A 23,993-nucleotide genomic window follows, 5' to 3' on the forward strand; every position below is an offset into this window, starting at 1 on the left:
GTATACAAATACTGTTTCGCCGATGTTGCTCGAGGTTCCAGGGTTGTGAACTATGCAAGACCACGCGATAGCGGCGTAGTTCTTGTATACAAACCTTGCCATTCGCATCGATCGGTCTGGCGACTACGCCGGGCCGAAGGGAGGAAGCAGGCCGCGGTCCGCGGTCTCAGTCCGGCGTCGCCTCGGCGTCCAAATCGGCAAGCAACTCCTCGTCCCGCGCGATGTGCTCGTCCATCAGATACCCCGCCTGCACCGGCGACCCGTTGAGGATCGCCTGCGCGATGGCCGCGTGATCACTCCACGAGATATGCGTGCGGCTCTCCAGTCGCTGCCCGAAAATCCACGACACCCGCTCCAAGATCTGCTCCAGCATGGCCCCCAGCTGCTGATTACCCGACGCCTCGGCGACCAGGGTGTGGAACCGCAGGATCAGCGGCGGCAACTCCTCGTGCGCCTGACTCAGATCCGCCGACCGGCCCAGTTCCACCACCCGTGCCAGCTCAGCGGCCACCGGCCCGCCCTTCGCGTGCGCGGCCAGCTGCGCCGCCAGCACCTCGAGTCCCCGGCGGATCTGCACCAACTCCCGCGCCGCCGACCCCGACGGCGCCGATACGGTCGCCCCCCGATACCGCACCAGCGTGACGAAGCCCTCGCTCTGCAACTGCGACAGCGCCTCGCGGACCGGGACGCGGGAGACCCCGAAACGCTCGGCCAGATCCACTTCGCGCAACCGGTCGCCGGGGGAGAGCCGGCCCGCGAGGATGTCCTCGCGGACGGCGTCCGCGACGGCGGTGCCGGGGGCGGTCCGGGGGGTGGGCTGGGAGGGTGTCACGGTGGTGAGGGTAATCGGGGCGATCAGGTCGGCGTGCTGCCGGACGGCGAGGGGGTCGTAGCCCGGTGCGCCACGGCGCTGTTCTTCTATGGATCGGCAACAAGCCAGGTCGAGGTCGTGATGGGAGGGCGAAAAGTGAATGAAAATGGGAGCTTCTGCTTGGAAACTGCCTGATCAGGAAGTGTGCTCCCCGCGCACGCGGGGATGGTTACCTCGGTGAATGGTGACGTCGTCTATCGGTGGATTTCGACGACGGCCGGGTCGGCCACGAGGTGGTATCGGCGAAATCTGACTCACGTTCTTACTTGACATCCGCATGTCGGCGTAGGTCAGCGCCACGTAGGGAATGGTGCCGCGTCGGCGAGTGGTGACCCGACCACTTTCAGCGAGGTGCTGAACGCGAACAGCAACCGGGCGATCATCGCCTGCAATCGGTCGCGGTCGATGGATTCCACAGCAGGGTCCGGCGCCCAGGTGGTTCTGGATGTGCAGGTGATCTTCACTTCGCTGCCGGACGGGTGGAAGGACAAGGTCCGTTCGACTCCCTGGCCATACAGGTCGATCTCACCGACTCGGTGTGCATAGAGATCATCGAGGAGATCGGGGAGTTGTTCGACCAGCGTCGACAGATCGTAAGCGATGTCCATGGGCCAGTCGTCGGCGCCGAAACCGCGGAGAGTGAACACGCAATCGGTCTCGGCGAGCACCTGGCACGCTTCCATGACGAGCGAGTTGTAGTCCAAGTCATTGTCCGGCAGGGGAGCAACAGTTCCGAGCGGCTTCGTGGCGGGTGCGAGGAAGAAGGAAAAAGCCATCGTGTGTCCGTCCGGAGGTGAGGCGGCAGGCCGCGGTTCTCGTATGGGTAGCGCAGGGTGAGTGGCGGCCGGACCGTGAGGAAGATGCTATCCGCGACCGACTTCCGGATTCACTCATCGAGGGAAGACCGCGGCGGCGATACCGCCATCGACAAGTCGGCAGAAGCGGACACCCAGAACCGCCTACCCGTAGGACACGCTGGAGTCGCGACGTCACTTTCCCTCGATATTACCGATCACGAGCCCTGCGAACCGACGTCGAAGTTCACCGATGATCGACGTCGGAATTCGCCAACGTAGCCACGGGGATGAGCCCCGGTGCCGTAGTGAACAATGCTCGTCGTCAGAGTGCTCCCCGCGCACGCGGGGATGAGCCCCCGCCCGCGGCGAAGAAGCTGTGCTCCCCGCGCATGCGGGGATGGGCCTATCGTGCACATCGGTGCTGGCGCACTGACGAATGCTCCCCGCGCGTGCGGGACGAATACGTTTTGGTGAGGGAGTGGTTCAGCTGGTGGAGGCGGTGGCGAACGGGGTTCCGGTGGCCGCGACGGGCCGGTCGACCGGCCGGCGCCACAGGCCCTTCTTCTCCAGGATCGGCAGCACGCCCTCGCCGAACCAGTACGCCTCCTCGACGTGCGGGTAACCGGACAGGATGAAGTGGGTGAGACCCAGCCGCGAGTATTCGATGAGCCGTTCGGCGACCTCTTCGTGCGAGCCGACGAGCGCGGTGCCCGCCCCGCCGCGGACGAGGCCGACGCCCGCCCACAGGTTGGGGGCGATTTCGAGGCGGTCGGTGCGGCCGCCGTGCAGTTCGAGCATGCGGCGCTGGCCTTCGGATTCGCTCTGCGCGAGGTTGGCCTGTACGCGTTCGATATCGGCCGGGTCGATGCCCTGGAGCAGGCGGTCGGCTTCGGCCCAGGCGGCTTCGGAGGTGTCGCGGGTGATGACGTGCAGGCGGATGCCGTAGTCGAGGGCGCGGTGGCGTGCGGCGGCGAGGCCGCGGATCCATTCCAGTTTCTTGCCGACCGCGACCAGCGGTTCACCCCAGGTCAGGTACGTGTCGGCGTATTGGGCGGCGACGGGGCCGGCGGCGGCGGAGGAGCCGCCGAAGAAGATCGGGGGGACCGGGTCGGGGTGGTTGTTGAGCAGGGCGTTGCGGACCTGGAGGTATCTGCCCTCGAAGCTGATCGGCTCCCGCGAATCCCACAGTTCGCGCACGATGTGCAGGAATTCGCCGGTGCGCTCGTAGCGCTGCTCCTTGTCCAGGAAATCGCCGAACGCCTGCTGTTCGTGCGGTTCGCCGCCGGTCACCACGTTCAGCAGCAGCCGGCCCCGGGAATGCCGCTGGTAGGTGCCGGCCATCTGGGCGGCCAGGGTCGGGCTCACCAGGCCGGGCCGGAACGCCACCAGGAACTTCAGGGTCTCGGTGGTTTCCACCAGCATGGCGGTGGCCAGCCAGGCGTCCTCGCACCAGGCGCCGGTCGGGGTGAGTACCGCCTCGAAGCCGTTCTCCTCGGCGGCGCCGGCGATCTGGTTCAGGTAGCGGAGCGAGGCGGGACGGTCGCCGGACATGGACGTGCCGTGACCGCCGGCCATCAGGCCGCGGGAATCGCCGTAGGTGGGTAGGAACCAGTGGAACGACAGACTCACCGGAAATCTCCTCGAGGGGCTCTGGGACGGACAGTGCGGTGGCCGAGCTCCTCGCCGGGCCGATCTGTGATCCTGACCGGCACCGGGCGCGGTGTCACCGGTTGGAATCGGCGGGATTTTTTGCCGCGAGTATTTCGATCCGGCTGCGTGTAACCGGTGAGGGGAGTGCGGGGGTCGGTGATCGTGGATTGATGACTTCCACGGCACAAGCTGTCTCCGATACCGATCTGGACGCGGTGTTCGCGCCGATCTACGCCGATATCGCGGCGGGCGCGGTCGAGCGCGAGATCGATCGCCGGCTCGCCCACGACGAAGTGCGCCGGTTACGCGCGGCGCGGTTCGGCGCGCTGCGGGTGCCGGTCGAATACGGCGGGTACGGCGCGAGTGTGCGACAACTGTTCCGGCAGCTGATCGAACTGGCCGCCGCCGAGTCGAACCTGCCGCAGGCGCTGCGGGTGCATTTCGTGTTCGTGGAGGACCAGTTGCTCGCCGAGGCGGGTCCGGCGCGTGCGGTGTGGTTACGCAAGATCACGCAGGGGACGCTGGTCGGGAATGCGATCACCGAGCCCGGCCTGGGCGCGGTGGACCGATACCGGACCCGGCTGACGCACTCCGGGGATGGCTGGGTGCTCAACGGCACGAAGTACTACAGCACCGGATCGTTGTACGCCGACCACATCCTGGTCGCCGCAGACCGGGACGGGGAACGGGTCGGGGTGCTGGTGGACGCCGAGGCCGAGGGGGTGCGCCAACACGACGATTGGGACGGTTTCGGGCAGCGGCTGACCGCCAGCGGTACCACCGAGTTCACCGATGTCGCCATAGCGCCGGACCGTGTGCTGGGGCCCGGATACGGGGCCGCGGGGGCCACCTATTCGACCTCCTACCTGCAGTTGGTTCAGCTCGCGGTGCTGGCCGGTATCGCGCAGCGGGCCGAACGCGACACCCGCGAATGGGTGGCCGCCCGCCGCCGCGGCTACACCCATTCCGCGGCCGATCTGCCCCGCCACGATCCGCTGGTGCAGCAGGTGATCGGCCGGTTGTCGGCGGCGGCGTTCGGTGCCCGCGCCGGCGTGCTGGCGGTCGCCGATGTCCTCGACGAGGCGCTCGCGGCCGGAGCCACCGAGGAGCAGGGCTTGATCGATGCCGAACTGGCGGCGGCCCAGGCACAGCTCGGTGTGATCGATACCGTGCTGGCCGCCACGACGCAGCTGTTCGAGGTGGGTGGCGCGTCCATCACCTCGGAGGGGCTGCGGCTGGACCGGCATTGGCGCAATGCGCGCACCATCTCGGTGCACAACCCGGCCATCCAGAAGGCCCGGGCCATCGGTGACCACCTACTGAACGGCACTGCGCTGCCGTTCGCCTGGAGCGCGGGCGAGCGTAGGCCGGTGGATGGGCCGGTGTGACGCGAGCTTCCGCGACGTGTGGGCCGACAGATTCCTGGAGAGTTACCGGTCGGGGACTGCGAGGTGGACGGTGGCGGAGTCCCGTCGGTGGGTTCGTCGACAGCGCGTCCGCCGGGACCGACTGTGTCGACACGCTGGACGACAACTCAGTCGAAGCTGTCGTCCTCGGGAGGCCGCTGGGCGTGCGAGCGGTTGCGGACGACCTTGCCGACGGCCGCGGCGGCGGCCGCTCCGATCGCGCCGCCGACGACCGCGCCCAGCAGGCTTTGCGGCAACGAGTCCGAAGGCAGTGTGCGCCAGAGGTAAACGCCCAGCCATGCGGCCACCAGCGGATAGGTGGTGGCGTACGCGATCCGTTTGCGCCGCGCCGGGAAGCCTTTTAGCACTGTCTGCATATCGATGCCGCGCCGGGCGCAGTAGCGGAACAGCAGTAGCGTCGTGACTCCGGGGAGCGCGAAGATCAGTAGCGATACCAAGGTGGCGTCCAGTATCGCCGCGACGATGGCGATGAGATAGCAGCCGTAGATCGTCGCGCACAGGGCCAGCGTCGAGCCCCGGTAGAATTCCTCGCGGGCCCGCTCGTCGCCCCAGGCCGGCTCGTCGGCCGCTAGGAAGATGTCTTCGAATGCAGTAGTGCGGGCCACGTCGCCTCCATGTCCTCGGTCCAGAAGATGTCTTCGACCGTCGTTCCCAGCGCACGGGCGATTCGCAATGCGAGATAGACGCTCGGCGCGTAGTCGCCCTGTTCGATCGAGATCACGGTTTGCCGGCTGACGCCGACGGTTGTCGCCAGATTCGCCTGCGTCATCCGGCGCTCGCGCCGTCGCGTGCGTACCGGGTGCTCGGGCTGATCGCTGACCACGAAGAAGATGTTAAGTTTCTTTGACATGAAATGTCAAAGAAACTTGTCATCAACTGGTTCGGTGGCGTCGGGTCGGCGGTCGCGTCGGGGCTGGGCGACGATTCGGCGCCCGAGCGGTGACCGCGCGAAGATGTCGGTGATGGATTCGGGTATGTGCCGGGGGCATGTCCCGCGCTGTTCGAGCGGGGCCGGGTTTCCGTATGAGCATTTCGAGACGGCAGCCACATGAGCCCCCTCAGGCCCGTACCGTTTACGACGCGCCCCAGCGCAGCCTGCTGACCGTCACCGTGAGCGGTCTCCCGCACGACGAGTCGGTATTCGCCCACCGCAGCCCGGCCGGCGGCGGCCGCAGCGGTTTCTCCATCGTCGCCGAGGAAGGTGAGGCCTGGTGGGGGCCGTATCTGCACAAGGACGCCGGGCCGACCTGGGCGTTCCTGGGCTGGGCCAGGCCGGGCGGCGACTGGGAGAAGCGGTTCGCGGCCGCCGATTCGGCGGAATCGGCGCACCGGATCGTCACCGATCTCTACCGCGACCACCTCGACTGGGACCTGCCGGAAGTCCTCGTCACGAAGGTGCTCGCCGAGGATCCGCACTCGTGGTTGAAGGGTGCGGTGCGGCCGCTGTTCCGGCGCGGGGTCGGGTACACCGCAGGCGGACATCCGGTGGCGGCGCTGGGCGATACGGCCGTGGCCTACGACCCGATCGCCGGGCAGGGGGCACAGAGCGGGCTCATCCAGGCACAACGCCTGGTCGCCGCGGCGGCCACGCACGACGGTGCCTTCGACGACGCCTGGATCACCGCGCAGTACCAGGCGTTTCTCGAGGCCCGCGCCGAGGACGCCGCCAAGGTCACCCGGCTGTTCCTCGGCGACCCCGAGTTCGCCGAGATCGGCGGCCAGTTCTTCGGCGCGGCGGCGGCCGACCCCCGTTTCGCGTCGGCGCTCGTGGGCACACTGCACCGCCCGCAAGCGGCGCGCCCGGTGCACTCGATGGCGGACGCGCACCAGCTCATCGCCCAGGTCACCGGCGAGGACGCGGCCGAGGTGCTGGGCAGGTTCCGGCCCGCCGGTCGGTTCAGCAGATCGCAGTACAGCGGAGCAGCCGCCACCGCCTGACCGGCCCACGACCCCGGCGACCCGGCGGCCCAGCCGCCGCCGGGCCGCCGGCTGCGAGCCCGAGTGCCGGATACGGGTCGCCGGTACTCGGGTGCGGGGTCACCCCGGGCCGGGAGCGCCGGCCCGCCGGTCGTGGCCGGTCCGAACTCGCGCTGCGGGATGTCGTGTTCGGCGGCGCGGCACCGGTCCCGGCGGCCGGAAGCCGTCCCGGCCGCCGGGACCGGGCGCAACCGGGGATAGGTTCCCGCCGATTCAAACCCTCGTCCACCCGCAACCGCGCTGGTGGACTGGACTCGCGCCGGTGCGGGGCTGCCGTGCCCGGCGTCCGGACCACAGATGCCGACGGTGAGCAGCGATGAGGCGATACCTCCGCCGGCGCTGCGGCCTCCGCGGACCGCATCTACCACTCTAGGGAGGCTCGATGAGTACCGAGCAGATCACCGACCGGATCCGGTTCGCCTACTGGGTACCCAATGTCAGCGGCGGTCTGGTGACCAGTGATATCGAACAGCGCACCGGCTGGGATTTCGAGTACAACAAGAAACTCGCCCAGACCGCCGAACGTAACGGTTTCGACTACGCGCTCTCCCAGGTCCGCTACACCGCTTCCTACGGCGCGGAGTTCCAGCACGAATCCACCTCGTTCAGCCTGGCGCTGCTCGGCGCCACCGAACGGCTGAAGGTGATCGCGGCGGTCCATCCCGGCCTGTGGCATCCCGCCGTACTCGCCAAATTCGGTGCCACCGCCGACCATTTGTCGGGTGGGCGGTTCGCCATCAATGTGGTCTCGGGCTGGTTCGCCGGGGAGTTCACCGCGCTGGGGGAGCCGTGGCTCGAACACGACGAGCGCTACCGGCGCAGCGCGGAGTTCCTGGAAGTGATCCGCAAGATCTGGACCGAGGACAACGTGAATTACGGCGGCGATTTCTACCGCATCCGCGATTTCACTCTGAAGCCCAAACCGCTCAATACGCCCGAACGCCCGAACCCCGAACTGTTCCAGGGCGGTAACTCCAGCGCGGCCCGCCGCAACGGCGGACGCCACGCGGACTGGTACTTCTCCAACGGCAAGGATTTCGACGGCGTCACCGAACAACTCGACGATCTGCGGGCAGTCGCCCGGGTCCACGACCGCGAAGTGAAGTTCGGCCTGAACGGATTCATCATCGCCCGCGATACCGAGCGCGAGGCCCACGACACCCTCCGCGAGATCATCGACAAGGCCGACAAGCCGGCGGTTGAGGGTTTCCGGGACGCCGTGCAACAGGCCGGGGCCGCCACCCGGGACGGCAAGGGCATGTGGGCGGATTCGGGTTTCGAGGATCTGGTCCAGTACAACGACGGGTTTCGGACCAAGCTGATCGGGACGCCCGAACAGGTCGCCGAGCGGATCGTCGCCTACCGCGAACTGGGTGTGGACCTGATCCTGGGCGGGTTCCTGCATTTCCAGGAGGAGATCGAGTACTTCGGCGCCAAGGTGCTGCCGCTGGTGCGCGAACTGGAGGCCGCGCGACGCCCCGCCGCGGTAGCGGGGCGATGACCGCCGTCGGGGCCGCCCGGATCGCCTCGGCCGAGCAGGCGCGTGCCGTCGCTGCGGAACTGGCGGCCGAGTTCGCGCTGGGTGCCGCGGACCGTGACCGGGAGCGCGCGCTGCCCTTCGCCGAAGTACGCGAACTGGCGGCCGCCGGGCTGCTGGCGGTGACGGTGCCCGCGGATCTCGGGGGCGCCGATCTGCCGCCCAGCGAGCTCGCGGAGGTGATACGGCTGCTCGCGGTCGCCGATCCCAATATCGCCCAGATTCCGCACAGCCACTTCGTCTATGTCAATCTGCTGAAGATCGCCGGATCCGCCGACCAGCGGCGGCGCTATCTGGGCGGCGTCCTGGACGGTGCTCGGATCGCGAACGCCCAGTCCGAACGCGGTGGCGCGACCGTCGCCGATATCGCCACCACCGTGCGCCCGCTCGGCGGCGGACGGCAGTTCCGGATCGACGGGGTCAAGTACTACTGCACCGGTTCCCTGTTCGCCGACTTCCTGGCAGTGCTGACCAGGCTGGACGACCCGGACGGCGCTGCCGGACTGTGGGACGGCCAGTACGTCGCGTTCCTGCCCGCCGACACCCCGGGCGTGCGGATCGTCGACGACTGGAACGGATTCGGTCAGCGCACCACCGGCAGCGGCACGGTGTCGTTCGAGAACGTGGTGGTCGACCGCGATCAGCTGGTGGCCCGGACCGCCGCTGTCGACCGGCCCACCGCCTACGGTGCCTCCGCGCAGCTGCTGCACGCGGCGATCGACGCCGGTATCGCCCGCGGTGCGCTCACCGCCGCCGCCGAGTTCGCCCGAGAGCAGAGCCGGCCCTGGTTCGAGGCGCAGGTGCGCCGGGCGATCGACGATCCGCTGCTCATCCAGCGGTTCGGGGAACTGGCCGTCGCGGTCACCGCGGCCGAAGCCGGGCTCGCGGCCGCGGGGGCGGCGGTGGACGCCGCGCTGGGTGCGTCGGAACGGGTCGGCGAGGCCTCGCTCGCCGTCGCCACCGCCAAGATCCTGGCCGACCGCGCGGCCACCGAGGTGTCCGGCGCCCTGTTCGAGGTGAGCGGTACCCGCAGTGCGGCCGACGACCTCAACCTGCACCATTTCTGGCGCAATGCCCGGACCCACACCCTGCACGACCCGGTCCGCTGGAAATACCAGCACCTCGGCCGAGCCCTGCTGCACGGCAGTCCGCCACCGCTGCACGGTGTGATCTGAGCCGGACGACCGGCCCCGCGGGAAGTGTTCCCCCGCCGGGCCGGCCGGGGGTGGCCGAATGTGGGTCGGGCACCCTGGGCGTCCGGTCGGGAAGGGAACGGCGGTGCTACCCGACCGTCCGGGAGCGCCGGGCGATCAGCGGGAGGCCGTCGCGCCCTCCGGATGCACCGGATGTTTGCCTTCCGCGAATTCCTCGACGATCTTCGCGCAGAATGCCGGCAGGTCGCCGGGGTTGCGGCTGGACACGAGTCCGTGGTCGTTCACCACTTCCTCGTCGACGACATTGCCGCCGGCATTGCGGATATCGGTCCGGACGCTCGGATAGGACGTGAGCGTGCGGCCGCGCACCACATCCGCCTCCACCAGCGTCCACGGGCCGTGGCAGATGACCCCGACCGGTTTACCGGTGGCGAAGAAATCCCGGACGAAGGCCACCGCCGACTCGTCCTGCCGGAGTTTGTCCGGGTTGGTGGTGCCGCCCGGCAGGATCAGCGCGTCGAATTCATCGGGACTACATTCGCCGACGACCCGGTCCACATCGAAGGTGTCGCCCTTCTCCACATCGTGGTTCATGGCCTGGATCCGCCCGGGTTTCAGGGACAGCAGCGCGGTGCTCGCACCGGCGTCCTCGACCGCGGATCGTGGCTGCACGAGCTCCACCTGTTCCACCCCGTCGGCGGCGAGAACAGCGACTCGTCGCCCTGTCAGATTCTGCCGGCCCATGCCTGCTCCTTCCGTATACGCGATTGCGGTCCGTCCCGTGACCTACCCGGGCCCACGGCGGTGAAACGTGGCGCCCGCCCGGGTCCAGTGGGATCGCGCACACCCGGGCCGGTCGCTGATTCGACCGCGGACGACCGGGTAGTCGGTCCGTGTCCGGCGAACGAGAAGAAAGGCATTCGACGATGAACGTCCCCATCAAGAGCACCCTCGACCCGGAACAGCAGCACGTCACCGGTGAGGCCTTGCGCGCCACTGTCGTCGACCTCATCGACCTGTCGCTGATCGCCAAGCAGGCCCACTGGAACGTCCTCGGCCGTAACTTCCGTTCCGTCCACCTCGCCCTCGACGAGCTGGTGGCCGCGGCCCGGGAGTTCACCGACGACGCCGCCGAACGCGCGACCTCCATCGGGGTCAGCCCGGACGGCCGTGCCGCGACCGTCGCCAAGGAGGCCGGCGGCCTCGACTTCCCCGACGGCTGGCAGCAGGACACCGATGTCATCGATGCCATCGTCAAGAACCTCAGCAAGGTCATCGGCCGCCTGCGGGAGCGTATCGACGCCACCGAGAAGGCGGATCCGGTGACCCAGGATCTGTTCATCACGATCGCGGCCCGGCTCGAACAATTGCACTGGATGTGGCAGGCTCAGCTCTCCTCCGCCTGATACGTCGTACCGCGCTCGCGCGCCCCGGCGGGCACTGCGCCGAGTCGGGCGGGAGCCCCGCCTGTCGCGTCGCGAACCGGGCGGGAGTACGAGGAGGAGTGCGCCTGGTTCGGGTTTCCGGATCGCCGTAGGGGCTGAGTGCCGGTCCGGACGGCGCCCTGTGGTTCACCATGGCGGCTGAGGGCGCCCTCGGCCGCCATCTCGACGGCGAGGTCCGGACCTTCCCGCTCGGCCCCTCCGACGGACAGCCGACGGTGAGCGTGCCGGTACCCGGCGAGGCCATGTAGTTCACCGAATTCCGTGGTGAACGGATCGGTCGCATCGCTGGGGAAAGTGATGCGACCTGGTTCCCGGCGCGATCTCCGTACGGCATCACCGCGGGCCCGTCGGCGCGGTGTGGTTCACCGAATCGCAGACCGATGCCATCGGACGGCTGACCGTGAACGGTCAGCTGACCGGTTCGCCGCGCCGGGGATGCCCTCCATGATTACCACCGGCCCGGACGGGGCGCTGTGGTTCACCGAATGGGCGGCGACGCGTCTCGGACGTATCACCACCGCCGGCGCGATCACCCGGAACCGAGCTGCCCGGTGCCGAACCGCACGGGTGACGGTGGGGCCGGACGGGGCGTGCTGTGGACGGCGATGGAATCGGGCAGCCTCGAGCGCATCGTGGTGTGAAGGCCGGCGAGAGGACATTCTGTGCGCATGGCGGCGCTGATCCAGTGTTCCCCGTGGCGGGGAGTATCGCCGGTGCGCCTAGACTTGACCGCCTGAGTTCGGAGTCGACACCGCTGGGGAGAGCGGCTGCGGAAAGGTGGGGCGAGGTAGATCGGTGGGGTAGTGCAACGCGACCGGCGGCGGGCTTTCGTGGAGAGTCACCGGTCGGCCGGATCTTTTCTCTCCGACCCGCTTGCGTGGTCGTTCGGTCCTCGCTGCCGCGAGTCGTAGTGCAGAGGCCTGACGCGTGAGTGTTCCGATACCCAGCGAAGTCATATTCTTGTTGAACACCCTGGGTCTTCCATACCCGGATATCGATGCAGACCAGGTTCGCGAACTGGGTGGATACGTCCGTGATTTCGCTGTAGAAGTGCGCGACTCCCACGAGTCGGCGACCGGCGCGATGAACGATATGGGTACCGCCTACGCCGGACGCTCCTACGAGGCGTTGCTTGCACGGTGGGCCACAATGAGCAGCGATCGTGTCGAGAAGATCTGCGCCGCATGCGATGTGGTGTCCTCGGCGCTCGATGTCGCGGCGGACGTGATCGAAGCGATACAGGTCGCGGTGCTGGTCGAACTGGTAGCCCTCGCCGCGAGCTATACGGCGCTGTTCTTCGTGCCGGGCGGCGCGGTCACCGGTCCGATCGTGCGTGAGGTGGCCAAACGACTACTCAAATCCATGCAGGATGTGCTCATCGGCTATCTTGCGGCCGAGGTGCTCGGAAAAGCGATCGAACCGCTCGAGGACGAGATCGAACGGCTGATCAACGGGACCTTGTACGACAAGACAAGTGACCTTCTGCGCGTACCGGAACCCCCGTCCGAGATCTTCGTGGACCCGGATCAGGTGCGTCGCTACGCGGACGTGGTGGATCACCATGGCGACGCGATGCAGTCCCATTCCCAGAAGTTTCTCGAGAAGGCCGGCGGTCTCACCTTCCGGACCCCGGGTCACGCCCTTCCGGAGACCGATTGGTCGGATTATCCGGGTTCGTCTTTCGAAGTGCCACCTGGTGGCGGCCAACATCCCGTGCAGTCGCCCCACGGCGGGCAAGGCCCGTCGGTGCTCCCCCCACAGTCGATCACCCCGGCGCAATCCGAGAGCCCTCCAGCCCGCGACAGCGGTGCGTCGATCGACGAGTCTTCTGGCGCTCGCCCTCCCGCCGCGCCGGATACCTCCGGTGCCGACCCGTCGACTACTTCCGGTGCGAGCCCGTCGACCGCCGCGGGCGCGAGCCCGTCGACCGGGACTCCCTCCGAGGTCGGAGCTCCCGCCGAGCAGATCGCCGGGAGCTCCGCGGTAGCCGGCCCGGCATCCGATATCGATACCGGTGGAGTGGATGGGGACCGTGCGGCGGTTTCACCGGAGTCGTCCCCGGTCGAGGGGGTGGGCCCGAGTGGGCAACCGGTCGCGGCGGCGCCTGTCGTCGGTGCGACGAATGGGATCGCACATACTATGCCGCCGGGACCCGCGGCCGTGAGCGCCCGGCAGGACCTGCAGGGACCGGCTGCCTTCGGTCCGTCTTCCGCGCAGTCCACCCCATCCGCCTCGGCCTCGGGCAAGACGCAGGGCGGTGCGGGCGATCGTGCCCTGTCCCGTCCCGTAGCGAGTGCTCAGCAGTCATCCGGCCGCGCTGGATCTCGGACACCGTGGTCGCGTTCGGGCCGTGGCCGGACGCGTGCGACACCTGTTGCGGCTGAGTCGGGTCCGAATATACCCGCGGTCTCCGCGGCCGGGACCAGCGAAAATAGTCAGCAGGCCGTCGTTCCCGGGGACCCCCCCGCACAGGCCGCACCCGGCTCGGCTCCGCGAGTGTTCGTTCCTGGTACCTCCCCGCCCCCGCCGGTGAGACCGAACGATCCGCCAACTGCCGAATCGAACGACAAGGAAGTCGAATCCGGCCGGACACAGGACGCCGAACCGGATACGCGAGCCAAGCCCGTCAATCCCTGATCGCCGCTGTCCGGTTCGTTGGCAAGCCGTAGCAGCCGGTGTGTTGTAGAACGGCGGACCCGGAGGCTCGGGTCTGTTTTGTCCGAACAGTCGGTACCGAAGCCGGGCCGCGTCACCCGCGTAGGCGATTCCCAGTGCTGGGAGTGGTAGAGGATTGACTTGCCTTGGAGGCACAGTGCGTTGATTCCCGCCGGTCGTCGGAAGAGGTGACGGCAGGGCCCTTCCCTGCGGAATTAGTCGTGCGAGTGAGAGTTGCTGGTTGAGCCGTGAAAAAGAACCCTGCTAAGGAAATCCTCGACAAGTTGATGGAACTCCTCGGGCGGTTGGGCGAGGGCCTGCGCAGAAATGCTCGGGACAACGGGTCCGACCGGGCCCGGCAGGGCGCGGACAATGCGAGTGGAGCCGATAACGAGGGCAGTCGTGTATTCGACGGAGACTCCAACGATCAGCCGCGCAGTGGCACTTCCGCCTTCTACGGCGAACCGGAGCAATGGGGAAACTACGACGGATTGTGGGGCCACGCCAATAATCCGTCGAGCAACCCCTTCGAAGCGGCTATGGCCCGGAGGCGGCTCGACAGGTTGAGGGACCAGGATCCGGAGGGGTACGAACGATGGCGGGAGAACCGAGGGCATCCCGCCGACGGCGATCCCCCACGCGAACCCAGAGGTGGTGCCCAGGGCGATTCCGGTGGGGATTCCTCACGCGGGCAAACTGGTGGCACCCGAAGCGAGTCCGGTGGTGATTCTTCCCGCACATCCAATGGTGGAGGGCTTGCTGCGCGTCCCCGTACCGGAGAGGGTGATGGCGGGGGCCGGGATGTCGGAAGGCACGATGGTGGTGACCCCGGTGACCGCAGAGGCGGCGACGACGAAAAGAGTGGGCGCGGTAAGCGCATCGGTCTCACCGTAGCCGGTCTCGGTGCCGGTGCGGCCATGGCGGTGGGGCTCTCCGGTGACTCCGGGCCGGACAGTGGTTCAAGTGGGGAATCGGGCGACGACGACAAGGACGGGTCGGGCGACGACGACAAGAGCGGGTCGGGCGACGACGACAAGGACGGGTCGGGCGACGACGACAAGAGCGGGTCGGGCGACGACGACAAGGACGGGTCGGGCGACGACGACAAGGACGGGTCGGGCGACGACGACAAGGACGGGTCGGGCGACGACGACAAGGACGGGTCGGGCGACGACGACAAGGACGGGTCGGGCGACGACGACAAGAGCGGGTCGGGCGACGACGACAAGGACGGGTCGGGCGACGGGGGCGGGTCCGGTGACGGTTCGGGTGACGGGGGCGGGTCCGGTGACGGTTCGGGTGGCGGGGGCGGCTCGGGTGGTGACCAGGGCGGTGATTCGGGTGGCGGCTCCGACGACGACTCCGGCACTGACATAGACGACATCTTCGACGGGAATCCGGGCGGCGACGAGGACGACTCCGACCAGGGAGGTTCGGGCGGCGGCCAGGGCGGCAATCAGGGCGGCGGTACCGGCGGGGGTGCGGGTGGCGCCCCCGGTGGCAATGCCGGCAGCGGTATGCAGTCCATCATGGGAGCCGTGATGGCCGCGGCAGCCATGTCGGCCATGACCGCCGCGAACGCCGACTCCAAGGATGACAAGGACGACAAGGACTCCAAGGACAAGGACTCCGAGGATCCGCCTTCCGCGCAGGCACCCAATGCGGGCCCACCGCCCAGCGCCCAGCCCGCGCCGGGTGAGTCCCCGGCGGAAGGTGCGCCTCCTGCCGAGGGCGGATCTGGTGCCGAGGGTGGACCTGGTGCGGAGGATGGTCCTCCCGCGGAGGGACCTGGTGCGGAGGGTGAGCCGCCTGCCGAGGGTGGACCACCCGCGGAAGGTGCGCCCCCTGCCGAGGGTGAGCCGCCTGCTGAGGGTGAGCCGCCTGTCGAGGGTGAGCCGCCTGTCGAGGGCGGACCTGCTGAGGAAGGTGCGCCTCCCGCCGCGGGTGAGACGCCTGCGGAGGGAGAGCCCGGCCCGGGCCTCGGGCTGTAGGACGGGTTACCGGCGGGCCGTGTCCGCCGGTGACCCCGCCGACAGCCGATGGTCGTTGACCTGCGCAGCCGGAGCCGAGTTCTGCTCGTCATCCCGGTCGATGCGCGAGGGGGCCCGGGCGGGATAGCGCAGATAGTTACCTCTGTAGCAGTTCCGGGCCGGCGGGTGCGCCGGGTCGCTACCGGTGCACAACTCCGGGAGAACAGCGGCAATATGACCCGGAACCGCCGCAGTCGATACCGCGCCGGACTCAGTCGGCTACCGCGGGCCCCGCGACCTCGCGCAGCCGGCCGTCGGCCAACCGCAGCCAGCGCTGCACCCCGATCTCGGCGAGGAACCGCTCGTCGTGGCTGACGACCACGAACGCGCCCCGGTAGGCATCGAGTGCGCTTTCGAGCTGCCCGACACCGACCAGATCGAGATTGTTGGTCGGCTCGTCCAGCAGCAGCAACTGGGGTGCCGGCTCCGCGAACAGGACGCAGGCCAGCGTGGCACGCAGCCGTTCACCGCCGGACAGCGCGCCCACCGGCAGCTCGACCCGGGCTCCCCGGAACAGGAACCGCGCCAGCAGATTCAGCCGCTGTGGCGTGGGCAGGTTCGGCGCGAAGGCGGCCAGGTTCTCGGCGACGGTGCGATCTACATCGAGCAGGTCCAGCCGCTGTGACAGATAGGCGACCCGGCCCTCGGCCCGGGCGACCGAACCGCTCTCCGGCGCCAGATCGCCGTGCATGAGCCGGAGCAGGGTGGATTTTCCCGCACCGTTCGGCCCGGTCAACGCGATCCGCTCCGGCCCGCGGATGGTCAGATCCGCGCCGTCACCGGTGAAGACCTCGTGTTCGCCGAAGCGGTAGCGGATCCCTTCCCCCGTGAACACGGTGCGCCCCGCCGGGACATCGGTGTCCGGTAGTTGCAGGGTGATCCGCTGCTCCGGGCGCAGCGCGCGCTCGGCCAGGTCGAGCCGGTTCTTCGCGGCGTCGACCCGGGCGGCGTGGGTTTCGTTGGCCCGCCCGGCCGATTCCTGGGCATTGCGTTTCATGGTGCCGGCGAAGATCTTCGGCAGCCCCGCATTACCCAGATTCCGGGCCGCGTTGCTCGCCCGCCGCGCGGCGCGCTCCCGGGCCTGCTGGAGTTCCCGCTTCTCGCGTTTGACCTCCTGTTCGGCATTGCGGATGTTCTTCTCCGCGACCTCGCGCTCGGCGCGGACGGACCCCTCGTACTCGGTGAAATTGCCGCCGTAGAAGCGGATCTCCCCGGCGTGCAGTTCGGCGATACGGTCCATCCGGTCCAGCAGGGTCCGGTCGTGGCTCACCAGCAGCAAGCAGCCTTTCCAATCGGCCAGCAGGTCGTAGAGCCGATGGCGGGCTTCCAGATCCAGGTTGTTGGTCGGCTCGTCGAGAAGCAGTACATCGGGTCGCCGCAGCAGCTGGGCCGCCAGCCCCAGCGACACCACCTGACCGCCGCTGAGGGTGCGCAACCGCCGGTTCAGTGTCAGCTCGCCCAGACCGAGGCGTTCCAGCTGGGCCCGAGTGCGTTCCTCGATATCCCAGTCCGTGCCGATGGTGGTGAAATGCTCTTCGGCGGTGTCACCGGATTCGACGGCGTTCAGTGCGGCCAGGATCGGTGCGATACCCAGGGTTTCGGCGACCGTCATCTCGCCGGTGAGCGGCAGGGTCTGCGGGAGGTAACCGCGTACGCCGTCGACGGACACACTGCCGGCACGAGGTTTCAGCTCACCCGCGAGCAAGCGGAGCAGCGTGCTCTTACCCGCACCGTTGGGTGCCACCAGACCGGTGCGACCGCCGGGGACGCTGAAGGAGAGATCGGTGAACACTGCGGTGTCGTCCGGCCAGGAAAACGACAGGTTCGAACAAACGATAAAAGATTCGGACATATAGGAGAGACCTCGGTTGTCGTTCGGGCGCGTAGCGCTGTCCCGAAGAAGGAAAAGTGAACGACGAAGCGGCCACTACAGCGGCGCCCGATGCGCCCGACTGGTGGCCGTCAGAGCCGGGTGGCTCCGGAGATGTCGAGTTCACCAACCATGATCGATCTCTCTGTGGTCGAGGGTTCCCTGTTCACGATAGCAGTCCGCGCACCCGGCGACCGGGAGCGGCCGGTAAGCCGGCGCTGCGATTCGGTCGGCCGGGGCGTGGACGAATGCCGGCGCCCGCATACCGCCACCGTCTGCGCGCGGCCGAGCGCCGCCCAGCGGCCCGAACCCGCGAGCTGATCGCCGTCGCGGGCCCGGTGCAGACCTCAACTCCCGCGGCCGGCCGAGCCGGAGGCATGGGAGGCGGGTTCCCCCACTTCCGCCACGTCATCGCCGGATGTCACGGGGTCGGCCGTGCCGGAGTGGTCGGCCCGGCCGAGGCGGGCCAGGGCAACGGCCGAGAGAGCGCCGATCAGGGATAGCCCGATCCAGACCAGCGTCTCGGCATCCGCCGCCCGCGCGGCGCCGAATACGGCACCCGTCGCGAGATTCCCGATCAGGATGCCGATCCCGACCACACTGTTGTAGAAGCCGTAGTAGGTGCCCACCAGGCGGTCGCCGGCCAGTGTGACGACCGTGTCCATCTCGAACGGGAACACCGCGGCGGTCCCGACGGCCAGCAGAGCCGCCGAGACCAGCAGGGCGGCCACCGCGGCCCAAGTGCCGAACAATGCCGGGACGGGGACCAGGGCGAGCGGTAGGAAGGCACCGGCCAGGATCGTCATCCCCGCGGCCAGGGCGCGTCCGGTGCCCCAGCGGGCCCGGAACCAGGCGGTGATCCGCAACTGGCCGGCCACCGCGATCACCCCGGAGATCACGAACAGCGCGGATACCAGCACCTGCGCGCCGTCTCCGGCGATCATCTCCGCCTGCAGCGGGAGCGCGAGATACATCTGGAAGGACAGGATGTAGGAACCGATCATCGCTACGGAGAACGCCATGAACCGCCGGTTGCGCATCACCTCCGCCCACGCCGTCCGCACCGGGACCCGGGTGTGCGCGGGAAGTTCGGGTCCGGCGGGCAGCGCCAGCAGCTGGGCCACGGTCAGCACGGCGAACACCAGGGCGGCCGTGCCCGCCACCACCCGGAAATCGAGCGCGAGCAGCGCGACCCCGACCAGGGGGCCCGCGAGGATTCCGGCCTGATAGAAGATGTTGAACAGGGCGAAGGCCTCCACCCGGCGCGACCCGGATCCGGCGGCGAGGTAGGCGCGGACGGCCGGATTGAACAGCGCCCCGGCGAACCCCGTGGCGGCCGAGGCGACCAGCAGCGCGGGCAGGCCGGTGGCGAACACCAGCAGTGCGAAACCGCCCGTGCGCAACAGGCATCCGGTAACGATCAGGGGTTTGTAACCCAGCCGGTCGGCGAGCGTTCCGCCGATCAGGAACATGCCCTGCTGGGAGAAATTGCGCACCCCCAGCACGAGCCCCACCGCCCATGCGGCGAGCCCGAGGGGGCCCGCCAGATATCCGGCCAGGAACGGCATCAGCATGTAGAAACCGAGGTTGATACCGAACTGGTTGATCATCAGCAGTCGCACCGGGGTGTCGAAGCTGCGGAAGGTGGCGAGAGTGTTCATCCGCGGGCTCCTTCGAGTGCGATGCGCCCGCGCGGATCCACCACCGTCGCGCAGCGGGTCCAGCTCCGGAACTCCGCCTCGAACGGGGAGGACACCGTGGCCGGCCCGGCTGGCGGCACCACGCCGAGCAGGTCGTGTGCGCGGCAGTACTCGTCGCTGAAGACGGTGTCGAAATAGCGTTGTGGACCGTCGGGGAAGATCGCGGCGACCTGGACGTCCGCATCGAACTGTCCGGCCGCCCAACCCGCGACCAGGGCCACCGCCCCGACACTCCACCCGCCGGTGGCGTGGTGGGTGGTGGCCAGGGTCCGGCAGGCCCACACCGCTTCGGCCGGGGCGACCCAGTGAACTTCGTCGAACGCGGCGTAGTCGACATTGGCGGGATAGATACTGGAGCCGAGCCCGCGCATGAGCCGCGGTCCCGCCGGTTGGCCGAAGATGGTGGAGGACACGGTGTCCACGCCGATGAGTTCGAGATTCGGGTCGAACCGGCGCAGTACGCGGGCCACCCCCGCGGAATGACCGCCGGTTCCCACCGCGCAGACGAGTACGTCCACGCCGCCCAGCTGTTCGATCAGTTCTACACCCAGTGACTCGTACCCGGCCACATTGTCGGGATTGTTGTACTGGTCCGGGCACCACGCCGACGGCTCCGCGGCCAGTATCCGCGCCACTCGATCGCGGCGGGCCTGCTGCCACCCGCCGACCGGGTCCGGTGCGGGCACCATATCGACGGTGGCGCCGTAGGCCGTCAGCAACTTTTCCACGATCGGCTCCAGGCCGGGATCGGTAACCAGGGTGACCGGGTGGTGGTAGGCCACTCCGGCCAGGGCCAGACCCAGCCCCAGGGTGCCACTGGTGGATTCCACGATCCGGGCACCCGGCGGGAGATCACCGCGCTCCCGGGCGCGCCGCACCATGTGCAGGGCGGGCCGGTCCTTCATCCCGCCGGGGTTGCTGCCCTCGAGTTTGGCCCAGAATCCGCGCCCGGCGGGAGCCAGTGGGGCGCCCACCCACAGCACCGGCGTGTTCCCCACGAGGGCGGGAGGCGTCAGGGCGGTGCCGGGTGGCGAAACGATTCCGGCGGCGGTCGGCTCCGCGGGCTCGGGCAGGACCACGTTGTTCATGACTGTCGCTTTCTGTATCGGGTCCTCGCGGACCCGGAGGCGGATGGTCGGCAGCGGACACCGGCCGGTCCGGCGGGACCGGCCGGGCGTGGGCCGATCAGCGCCTGGCGATACAGATGCGGGTGAGGATCTCGCGGCCACCGGCGGCGAGCGGACCGGCCGGGGGTCCCCGGATCCAGCGTCCGGCGGTGGGCGCGAGGGAGCGCGCGACTGCCGTGGTGAGCGTCAGCGTTGCCAGGAAAACGAGGACGAATGGATCGGGGACCCGGGCGGGCAGCACCACCTGGGATACGCAGTGGACCGCCTGGGTCGTGCAGTGGCTGCCGGCAGGGTCGCCGGTGCGGTCGTGGTGACCGGCCGCGGCCACGGCGTCATGGGCGCGGGCGTGCGCTGCCGCCGCGGGGACGAGATCACAGTGCAGTAGGGGAGACAGCAACGCCAGCGCGGCCAGGACGACCATGACCGTCGCGCCGCGGGGCCGGTGGTAGCGCCGGGACGCCGCGGTGCGCATCGTGATCGTCATCGGCCCACCTCCGTTTCCGAACGTCCGCACCGGCCCCGTGCCGATCGTGGACTACTCTACCCCCGTTGGGTACATGGTTCGGGCGGGCGCCGCGGCGGGGCGGTCGCCGGATATGTTTCGCGACAGTACTTCTGGAAAAAGGGAACCCGGGGGCGGGGGTGGCTACGGACGCGAGGTGTGGCGGAGTCATCGAGGTGATCGAGCGGTGCCGGGACGCCGAACTCGGTAGCTCCGCTGTCACGGGGGCACGCGCGATCACCATCCACGTCACAACCATCGGAATACTGGCAGCCGAGATGGCCGGCACCATCTCGGCGCGCCGGGCGGTTGCCGCCGGACAGCGGTTGTCCATCGTGGCCCGACGTGACCCTGCGTGGTGCGGACCTTGCACATCTGTACGGAGGAGGACGAATGCGGTCGATCATTCCCGACTATCTGGCCGAGGCACTCGGAGATGTCGCTGCGGACACCTCCGGAGAGACGGCCGGGTACATACCCGAGCTGGCGGCAGCAGAACCCGAGCGCCTCGGCGCGGTCTTCGCCACCGTCGACGGCCAGGTCTACGGCGCCGGCGATATCGATACCGAGTTCACGATCCAATCGATCTCCAAACCGTTCACCTACGCGCTGGCACTGACCGATCGCGGCTTCGGCCCGGTGCTCGCGAAAGTCGGTGTCGAGCCGTCGGGAGAGGCGTTCAATCAGATCTCCCTCGAAGGCGATACCGGGCGCCCTTTCAACCCCATGATCAACGCCGGTGCGATCACGGCCCACTCGCTGGCCGGCGCGCCCGGGCTGGATCCGGAGGAGCGCGTCGAGCGCGTGGTCCAGGGCCTCTCGGCGTTCGCCGGTCGCCGGCTGAAGATCGACGAGGCGGTATGCGCTTCGGAGATGGAACACGCGCACCGCAATCTCGCCATCGCCCATATGCTCCGCAGCCACGACATCCTCACCGAGGACCCGCGGGCCGTCGTCGACGGCTACACTCGCCAGTGTTCCGTGCTCGTCACCGCGCGCGATCTGGCCATGATGGCCGCGACGCTGGCCAATCGCGGCGTGAATCCGCTGTCGGGTGAACAGGTGATACGCGAACAGGTGGTGCGTCAGGTGCTGAGCGTCATGCTCACTTGCGGGATGTACGACGCGGCCGGTGACTGGGCGACCCAGGTCGGTATTCCGGCGAAGAGCGGCGTGGCCGGGGGCCTGATCGGCGCACTGCCCGGCCAGATCGGTATCGCCACGTTCTCGCCACGACTGGACCCCCACGGCAACAGTGTGCGCGGTGTGTCGTTGTTCGAACGATTCTCCTCCGATATGGGTCTGCATGTGATGGAGGTCCCGGCCCCCGCACGTGCGGTCGTGCGTTCGGATCACGTCGCCGGCCACGGACCGGACACGATCCGGGTCATCCGACTACAAGGTGGCATCGGCTTCGCCGGCGCCGAGCGGATCGTTCGGGAGATCCTGGATACCGCACCGCCGGAAGCCGGGGTGGCGCTGGACTTCACGATGGTCTATTCGATCGACGGCGTGGCCCGGCGCATGTTGCTGGAGGTCGCGCGCCGGCTCACGCTGGACGGTCACGAGGTCTACCTCGTGGACCCGGAATCGATGATGCCCGACCCCGATCCCGGCGATGGCGGCCGGGTCACTGTCGTCGAAGACGTGGAACAAGTGCTGAATTCACGCACCCACTGACCCGGGCAACAGCGGCACCCCATTACGGATTTTCGGTGACGAATCGGTCCTTGGTGATGCGGTTGGGGTGTACGAAAAGGCTACCGCAGGCTTGTCGTGCCAATAGGCGCTGGGCGCGTGCGTAGAGTCCGGAATCGCGGCAAGAAAATGTCGGGCATTCACCAGTGAGTCGAAGATTCCGGTCTCGTCGATGTCAGACTGCCGTAGCGCACCCAGACAGCACGACAAACAGGTAAGAACCATGGACCGTGGCCACCACCGCGGCGAAAGCGAGGAGCTGTACGGCCAGCGTCGACGCCGGGAGCACCGCCGAACGGGCTCGGGTGGGTGATACCAGATGGCCGATCCGGTCAGGCCCTGCCGCGTGGAGCAGGAGACCCGTGAGCGGTTTGCCCGGAGCCGCAGTGAGGTGATTGTCGGGTGCACCGAGTTTGAGTAGTGCGCTCGCCAATGCCGGTGTGCCCGCATGGCTGCGGGCCGCGTTGTCTGCCGCGATCTCGAGATAGTGCGGGATCGCATCGGCGATCGCCGCCACCAACGGCACCCAGCGCAACGACCAAGTCAGTCCACCGACGAGCGTCAGCATCACGTGGTGGTGCTGACGTAGATGAGCGCGTTCATGTTCGAGGACCGCCGCGAGTTCGCTGGGCTCCAGCGAGACGCACAGTCCGTCGGATACGACGATCCCGCCGTACCGTCGCGGCAAGGAGAACGCCACCGGCCGTGGATCATCGATCACCAGGACGCGATGCCCGGCGACGCGCGCAGTCCGGGCTCGGACAGCCAGCGCCTGCGCGGCCCACCGCGTGGCGCGGTGACGGCGCACCCACCGGGGAACCCCGAGACCGACCAGGGTGGAGAGCGTGACCGCAGGTAGCAGCAGAAGCAATACGACGGGAATGTCGGTGCTCACTGTGGTCGGAGCGAACGGGCTGGCGTCGTCCAGGCATTGTCGGCAAGCCTCAGCGACCGGCGCGGGAAGCACCCTCGGACCGGTGACCATCCACGCCGCCATCAGGCTCAGCGAGGCCACCGCGAGGAGCCACAGCAGCAGACTGCCGGTGAGGACGAGTACGGCCGTACGGGGGATCCGCATCAGTGTGGGTGCGGCGGTACGGACGAGCGCCGGCCCGCCTATCGCGGATGCGGCCAGAACGAACGCCAGAACGGCCGGGATGACCAGTGCGCTCATTCGCTGCGCCCGCTCCTGTCGAGGTAGTCGCGGAGCAACTGCAGGTCACGCTGATTGATCTCGTCGATGAAATGCAGGATCGACGCCATAGGGTCGTTGCTGGTGGACAGCGCCTGTTTCATGAGCTGGGCAGCGTGTTTCTCCCGCGTGTGGCGCGGCGCGTAGCGCACGGACCGCCCGTTGCGTTCGGGGGCGACGAGTTCTTTGCGTTCGAGATTGGTCAGCACGGTGGCGATCGTGGTGTAGGCCAGGTCACCGCCCAGCCGGGTGATCACCTGTCGGATCGTGGAAGCTCCGTGGTCCCACAGCACGTCCATCACCTGTTGTTCGAGTGCCCCCAGCCGCACCGGCTCAGACTGCTGATCTCGTCTTTTTCCGG

Annotated in this window: 20 protein-coding genes; 8 read left to right on the forward strand and 12 right to left on the reverse strand. The window is 68.5% G+C overall.

Annotated features, from left to right (window positions below; translation table 11 throughout):
* Positions 1-166: 166 nt before the first annotated feature.
* The 3 genes from ACQPYS_RS05265 to ACQPYS_RS05275 form a co-directional block, all read right to left on the reverse strand.
* On the reverse strand, positions 167-832 hold the full coding sequence (locus ACQPYS_RS05265) for a GntR family transcriptional regulator (protein ID WP_431940552.1): 666 nt from the start codon (positions 830-832) through the stop codon (positions 167-169).
* Between the two features lie 329 nt (positions 833-1,161).
* Positions 1,162-1,647 carry a hypothetical protein gene (locus ACQPYS_RS05270; RefSeq protein ID WP_431940551.1) on the reverse strand — a complete coding sequence of 162 codons (486 nt, stop codon included), beginning with the start codon at positions 1,645-1,647 and terminating at the stop codon, positions 1,162-1,164.
* A gap of 504 nt (positions 1,648-2,151) precedes the next feature.
* Positions 2,152-3,297 (reverse strand): LLM class flavin-dependent oxidoreductase, encoded by a 1,146-nt coding sequence (locus ACQPYS_RS05275; protein WP_431940550.1) that lies wholly within the window; start codon positions 3,295-3,297, stop codon positions 2,152-2,154.
* A 191-nt stretch (positions 3,298-3,488) separates the two neighbouring features.
* On the opposite strand from ACQPYS_RS05275, the gene ACQPYS_RS05280 reads away from it, so the two are divergent.
* Positions 3,489-4,706 (forward strand): acyl-CoA dehydrogenase family protein, encoded by a 1,218-nt coding sequence (locus ACQPYS_RS05280; protein ID WP_433491837.1) that lies wholly within the window; start codon positions 3,489-3,491, stop codon positions 4,704-4,706.
* A 146-nt stretch (positions 4,707-4,852) separates the two neighbouring features.
* Here the strand turns inward: ACQPYS_RS05280 and ACQPYS_RS05285 are convergent, their stop codons facing one another.
* A complete protein-coding gene (locus ACQPYS_RS05285; protein WP_433491838.1) occupies positions 4,853-5,350 on the reverse strand; it encodes a hypothetical protein in 498 nt (165 codons plus the stop codon).
* Positions 5,314-5,595, reverse strand: coding sequence for a helix-turn-helix transcriptional regulator (locus ACQPYS_RS05290; protein ID WP_063041218.1), 282 nt, complete (start codon positions 5,593-5,595; stop codon positions 5,314-5,316). Before ACQPYS_RS05290 ends, ACQPYS_RS05285 begins: the two co-directional genes overlap by 37 nt.
* Positions 5,596-5,768: 173 nt before the next feature.
* On the opposite strand from ACQPYS_RS05290, the gene ACQPYS_RS05295 reads away from it, so the two are divergent.
* The 3 genes from ACQPYS_RS05295 to ACQPYS_RS05305 all read left to right on the forward strand — a co-directional run bounded on the left by ACQPYS_RS05295 (position 5,769) and on the right by ACQPYS_RS05305 (position 9,434).
* Entirely contained in the window at positions 5,769-6,683 is a 915-nt protein-coding gene (locus ACQPYS_RS05295; RefSeq protein ID WP_433491839.1) for a styrene monooxygenase/indole monooxygenase family protein, read from the forward strand.
* 421 nt (positions 6,684-7,104) lie between these two features.
* Entirely contained in the window at positions 7,105-8,223 is a 1,119-nt protein-coding gene (gene sfnG / locus ACQPYS_RS05300; RefSeq protein WP_433491840.1) for a dimethylsulfone monooxygenase SfnG, read from the forward strand.
* Positions 8,220-9,434, forward strand: coding sequence for an SfnB family sulfur acquisition oxidoreductase (locus tag ACQPYS_RS05305; RefSeq protein WP_433491841.1), 1,215 nt, complete (start codon positions 8,220-8,222; stop codon positions 9,432-9,434). The genes sfnG and ACQPYS_RS05305 overlap by 4 nt, the downstream gene beginning before the upstream one ends.
* Before the next feature lie 135 nt (positions 9,435-9,569).
* Here ACQPYS_RS05305 and ACQPYS_RS05310 read toward each other — a convergent pair whose 3' ends face one another.
* Complete coding sequence (locus tag ACQPYS_RS05310) at positions 9,570-10,157, reverse strand: type 1 glutamine amidotransferase domain-containing protein (protein ID WP_433491842.1); 588 nt, start codon at positions 10,155-10,157, stop codon at positions 9,570-9,572.
* Between the two features lie 182 nt (positions 10,158-10,339).
* Here ACQPYS_RS05310 and ACQPYS_RS05315 point away from each other — a divergent pair, with 182 nt between their 5' ends.
* From ACQPYS_RS05315 to ACQPYS_RS05325, 3 genes are all read left to right on the forward strand, one after another.
* Positions 10,340-10,819, forward strand: coding sequence for a Dps family protein (locus tag ACQPYS_RS05315; protein ID WP_063041230.1), 480 nt, complete (start codon positions 10,340-10,342; stop codon positions 10,817-10,819).
* Between the two features lie 966 nt (positions 10,820-11,785).
* Entirely contained in the window at positions 11,786-13,495 is a 1,710-nt protein-coding gene (locus ACQPYS_RS05320) for a hypothetical protein (protein WP_433491843.1), read from the forward strand.
* Positions 13,496-14,430: 935 nt separating this feature from the next.
* Complete coding sequence (locus ACQPYS_RS05325) at positions 14,431-15,504, forward strand: hypothetical protein (protein WP_433491844.1); 1,074 nt, start codon at positions 14,431-14,433, stop codon at positions 15,502-15,504.
* A gap of 250 nt (positions 15,505-15,754) precedes the next feature.
* On the opposite strand, the gene abc-f is transcribed toward ACQPYS_RS05325, so the two are convergent.
* From abc-f to ACQPYS_RS05345, 4 genes are all read right to left on the reverse strand, one after another.
* The gene (gene abc-f / locus ACQPYS_RS05330) at positions 15,755-17,395 is read right to left on the reverse strand and encodes a ribosomal protection-like ABC-F family protein (protein ID WP_433491845.1); all 1,641 of its coding nucleotides are present in this window, start codon (positions 17,393-17,395) and stop codon (positions 15,755-15,757) included.
* Between the two features lie 365 nt (positions 17,396-17,760).
* Positions 17,761-19,074: an MFS transporter gene (locus ACQPYS_RS05335; RefSeq protein ID WP_433491846.1), complete on the reverse strand. Its 1,314-nt coding sequence runs from the start codon at positions 19,072-19,074 to the stop codon at positions 17,761-17,763.
* Complete coding sequence (locus ACQPYS_RS05340; RefSeq protein WP_431940539.1) at positions 19,071-20,201, reverse strand: PLP-dependent cysteine synthase family protein; 1,131 nt, start codon at positions 20,199-20,201, stop codon at positions 19,071-19,073. The genes ACQPYS_RS05335 and ACQPYS_RS05340 overlap by 4 nt, the downstream gene beginning before the upstream one ends.
* Before the next feature lie 97 nt (positions 20,202-20,298).
* Positions 20,299-20,724, reverse strand: coding sequence for a hypothetical protein (locus ACQPYS_RS05345; protein ID WP_433491847.1), 426 nt, complete (start codon positions 20,722-20,724; stop codon positions 20,299-20,301).
* A 411-nt stretch (positions 20,725-21,135) separates the two neighbouring features.
* On the opposite strand from ACQPYS_RS05345, the gene ACQPYS_RS05350 reads away from it, so the two are divergent.
* A complete protein-coding gene (locus tag ACQPYS_RS05350; protein WP_433491848.1) occupies positions 21,136-22,422 on the forward strand; it encodes a glutaminase in 1,287 nt (428 codons plus the stop codon).
* A 193-nt stretch (positions 22,423-22,615) separates the two neighbouring features.
* Here ACQPYS_RS05350 and ACQPYS_RS05355 read toward each other — a convergent pair whose 3' ends face one another.
* A complete protein-coding gene (locus ACQPYS_RS05355; protein ID WP_063041277.1) occupies positions 22,616-23,614 on the reverse strand; it encodes a M56 family metallopeptidase in 999 nt (332 codons plus the stop codon).
* Entirely contained in the window at positions 23,611-23,961 is a 351-nt protein-coding gene (locus tag ACQPYS_RS05360) for a BlaI/MecI/CopY family transcriptional regulator (protein WP_433491849.1), read from the reverse strand. The genes ACQPYS_RS05355 and ACQPYS_RS05360 overlap by 4 nt, the downstream gene beginning before the upstream one ends.
* Positions 23,962-23,993 lie beyond the last annotated feature (32 nt).

Source organism: Nocardia grenadensis (genome assembly GCF_050942415.1).
GTDB classification, from domain to species: Bacteria; Actinomycetota; Actinomycetes; order Mycobacteriales; family Mycobacteriaceae; genus Nocardia; species Nocardia grenadensis.

Bases quoted from the DNA above. Each gene is read 5' to 3' on its own strand.
- ACQPYS_RS05270 (WP_431940551.1), bottom strand. From the start codon at position 1,647: ATGGCTTTTTCCTTCTTCCTCGCACCCGCCACGAAGCCGCTCGGAACT.
- ACQPYS_RS05280 (WP_433491837.1), top strand. From the start codon at position 3,489: ATGACTTCCACGGCACAAGCTGTCTCCGATACCGATCTGGACGCGGTG.
- ACQPYS_RS05290 (WP_063041218.1), bottom strand. From the start codon at position 5,595: ATGTCAAAGAAACTTAACATCTTCTTCGTGGTCAGCGATCAGCCCGAG.
- ACQPYS_RS05295 (WP_433491839.1), top strand. From the start codon at position 5,769: ATGAGCATTTCGAGACGGCAGCCACATGAGCCCCCTCAGGCCCGTACC.
- sfnG (WP_433491840.1), top strand. From the start codon at position 7,105: ATGAGTACCGAGCAGATCACCGACCGGATCCGGTTCGCCTACTGGGTA.
- ACQPYS_RS05305 (WP_433491841.1), top strand. From the start codon at position 8,220: ATGACCGCCGTCGGGGCCGCCCGGATCGCCTCGGCCGAGCAGGCGCGT.
- ACQPYS_RS05310 (WP_433491842.1), bottom strand. From the start codon at position 10,157: ATGGGCCGGCAGAATCTGACAGGGCGACGAGTCGCTGTTCTCGCCGCC.
- ACQPYS_RS05315 (WP_063041230.1), top strand. From the start codon at position 10,340: ATGAACGTCCCCATCAAGAGCACCCTCGACCCGGAACAGCAGCACGTC.
- ACQPYS_RS05325 (WP_433491844.1), top strand. From the start codon at position 14,431: ATGGCGGTGGGGCTCTCCGGTGACTCCGGGCCGGACAGTGGTTCAAGT.
- abc-f (WP_433491845.1), bottom strand. From the start codon at position 17,395: ATGTCCGAATCTTTTATCGTTTGTTCGAACCTGTCGTTTTCCTGGCCG.
- ACQPYS_RS05335 (WP_433491846.1), bottom strand. From the start codon at position 19,074: ATGAACACTCTCGCCACCTTCCGCAGCTTCGACACCCCGGTGCGACTG.
- ACQPYS_RS05340 (WP_431940539.1), bottom strand. From the start codon at position 20,201: ATGAACAACGTGGTCCTGCCCGAGCCCGCGGAGCCGACCGCCGCCGGA.
- ACQPYS_RS05345 (WP_433491847.1), bottom strand. From the start codon at position 20,724: ATGACGATCACGATGCGCACCGCGGCGTCCCGGCGCTACCACCGGCCC.
- ACQPYS_RS05350 (WP_433491848.1), top strand. From the start codon at position 21,136: ATGCGGTCGATCATTCCCGACTATCTGGCCGAGGCACTCGGAGATGTC.
- ACQPYS_RS05355 (WP_063041277.1), bottom strand. From the start codon at position 23,614: ATGAGCGCACTGGTCATCCCGGCCGTTCTGGCGTTCGTTCTGGCCGCA.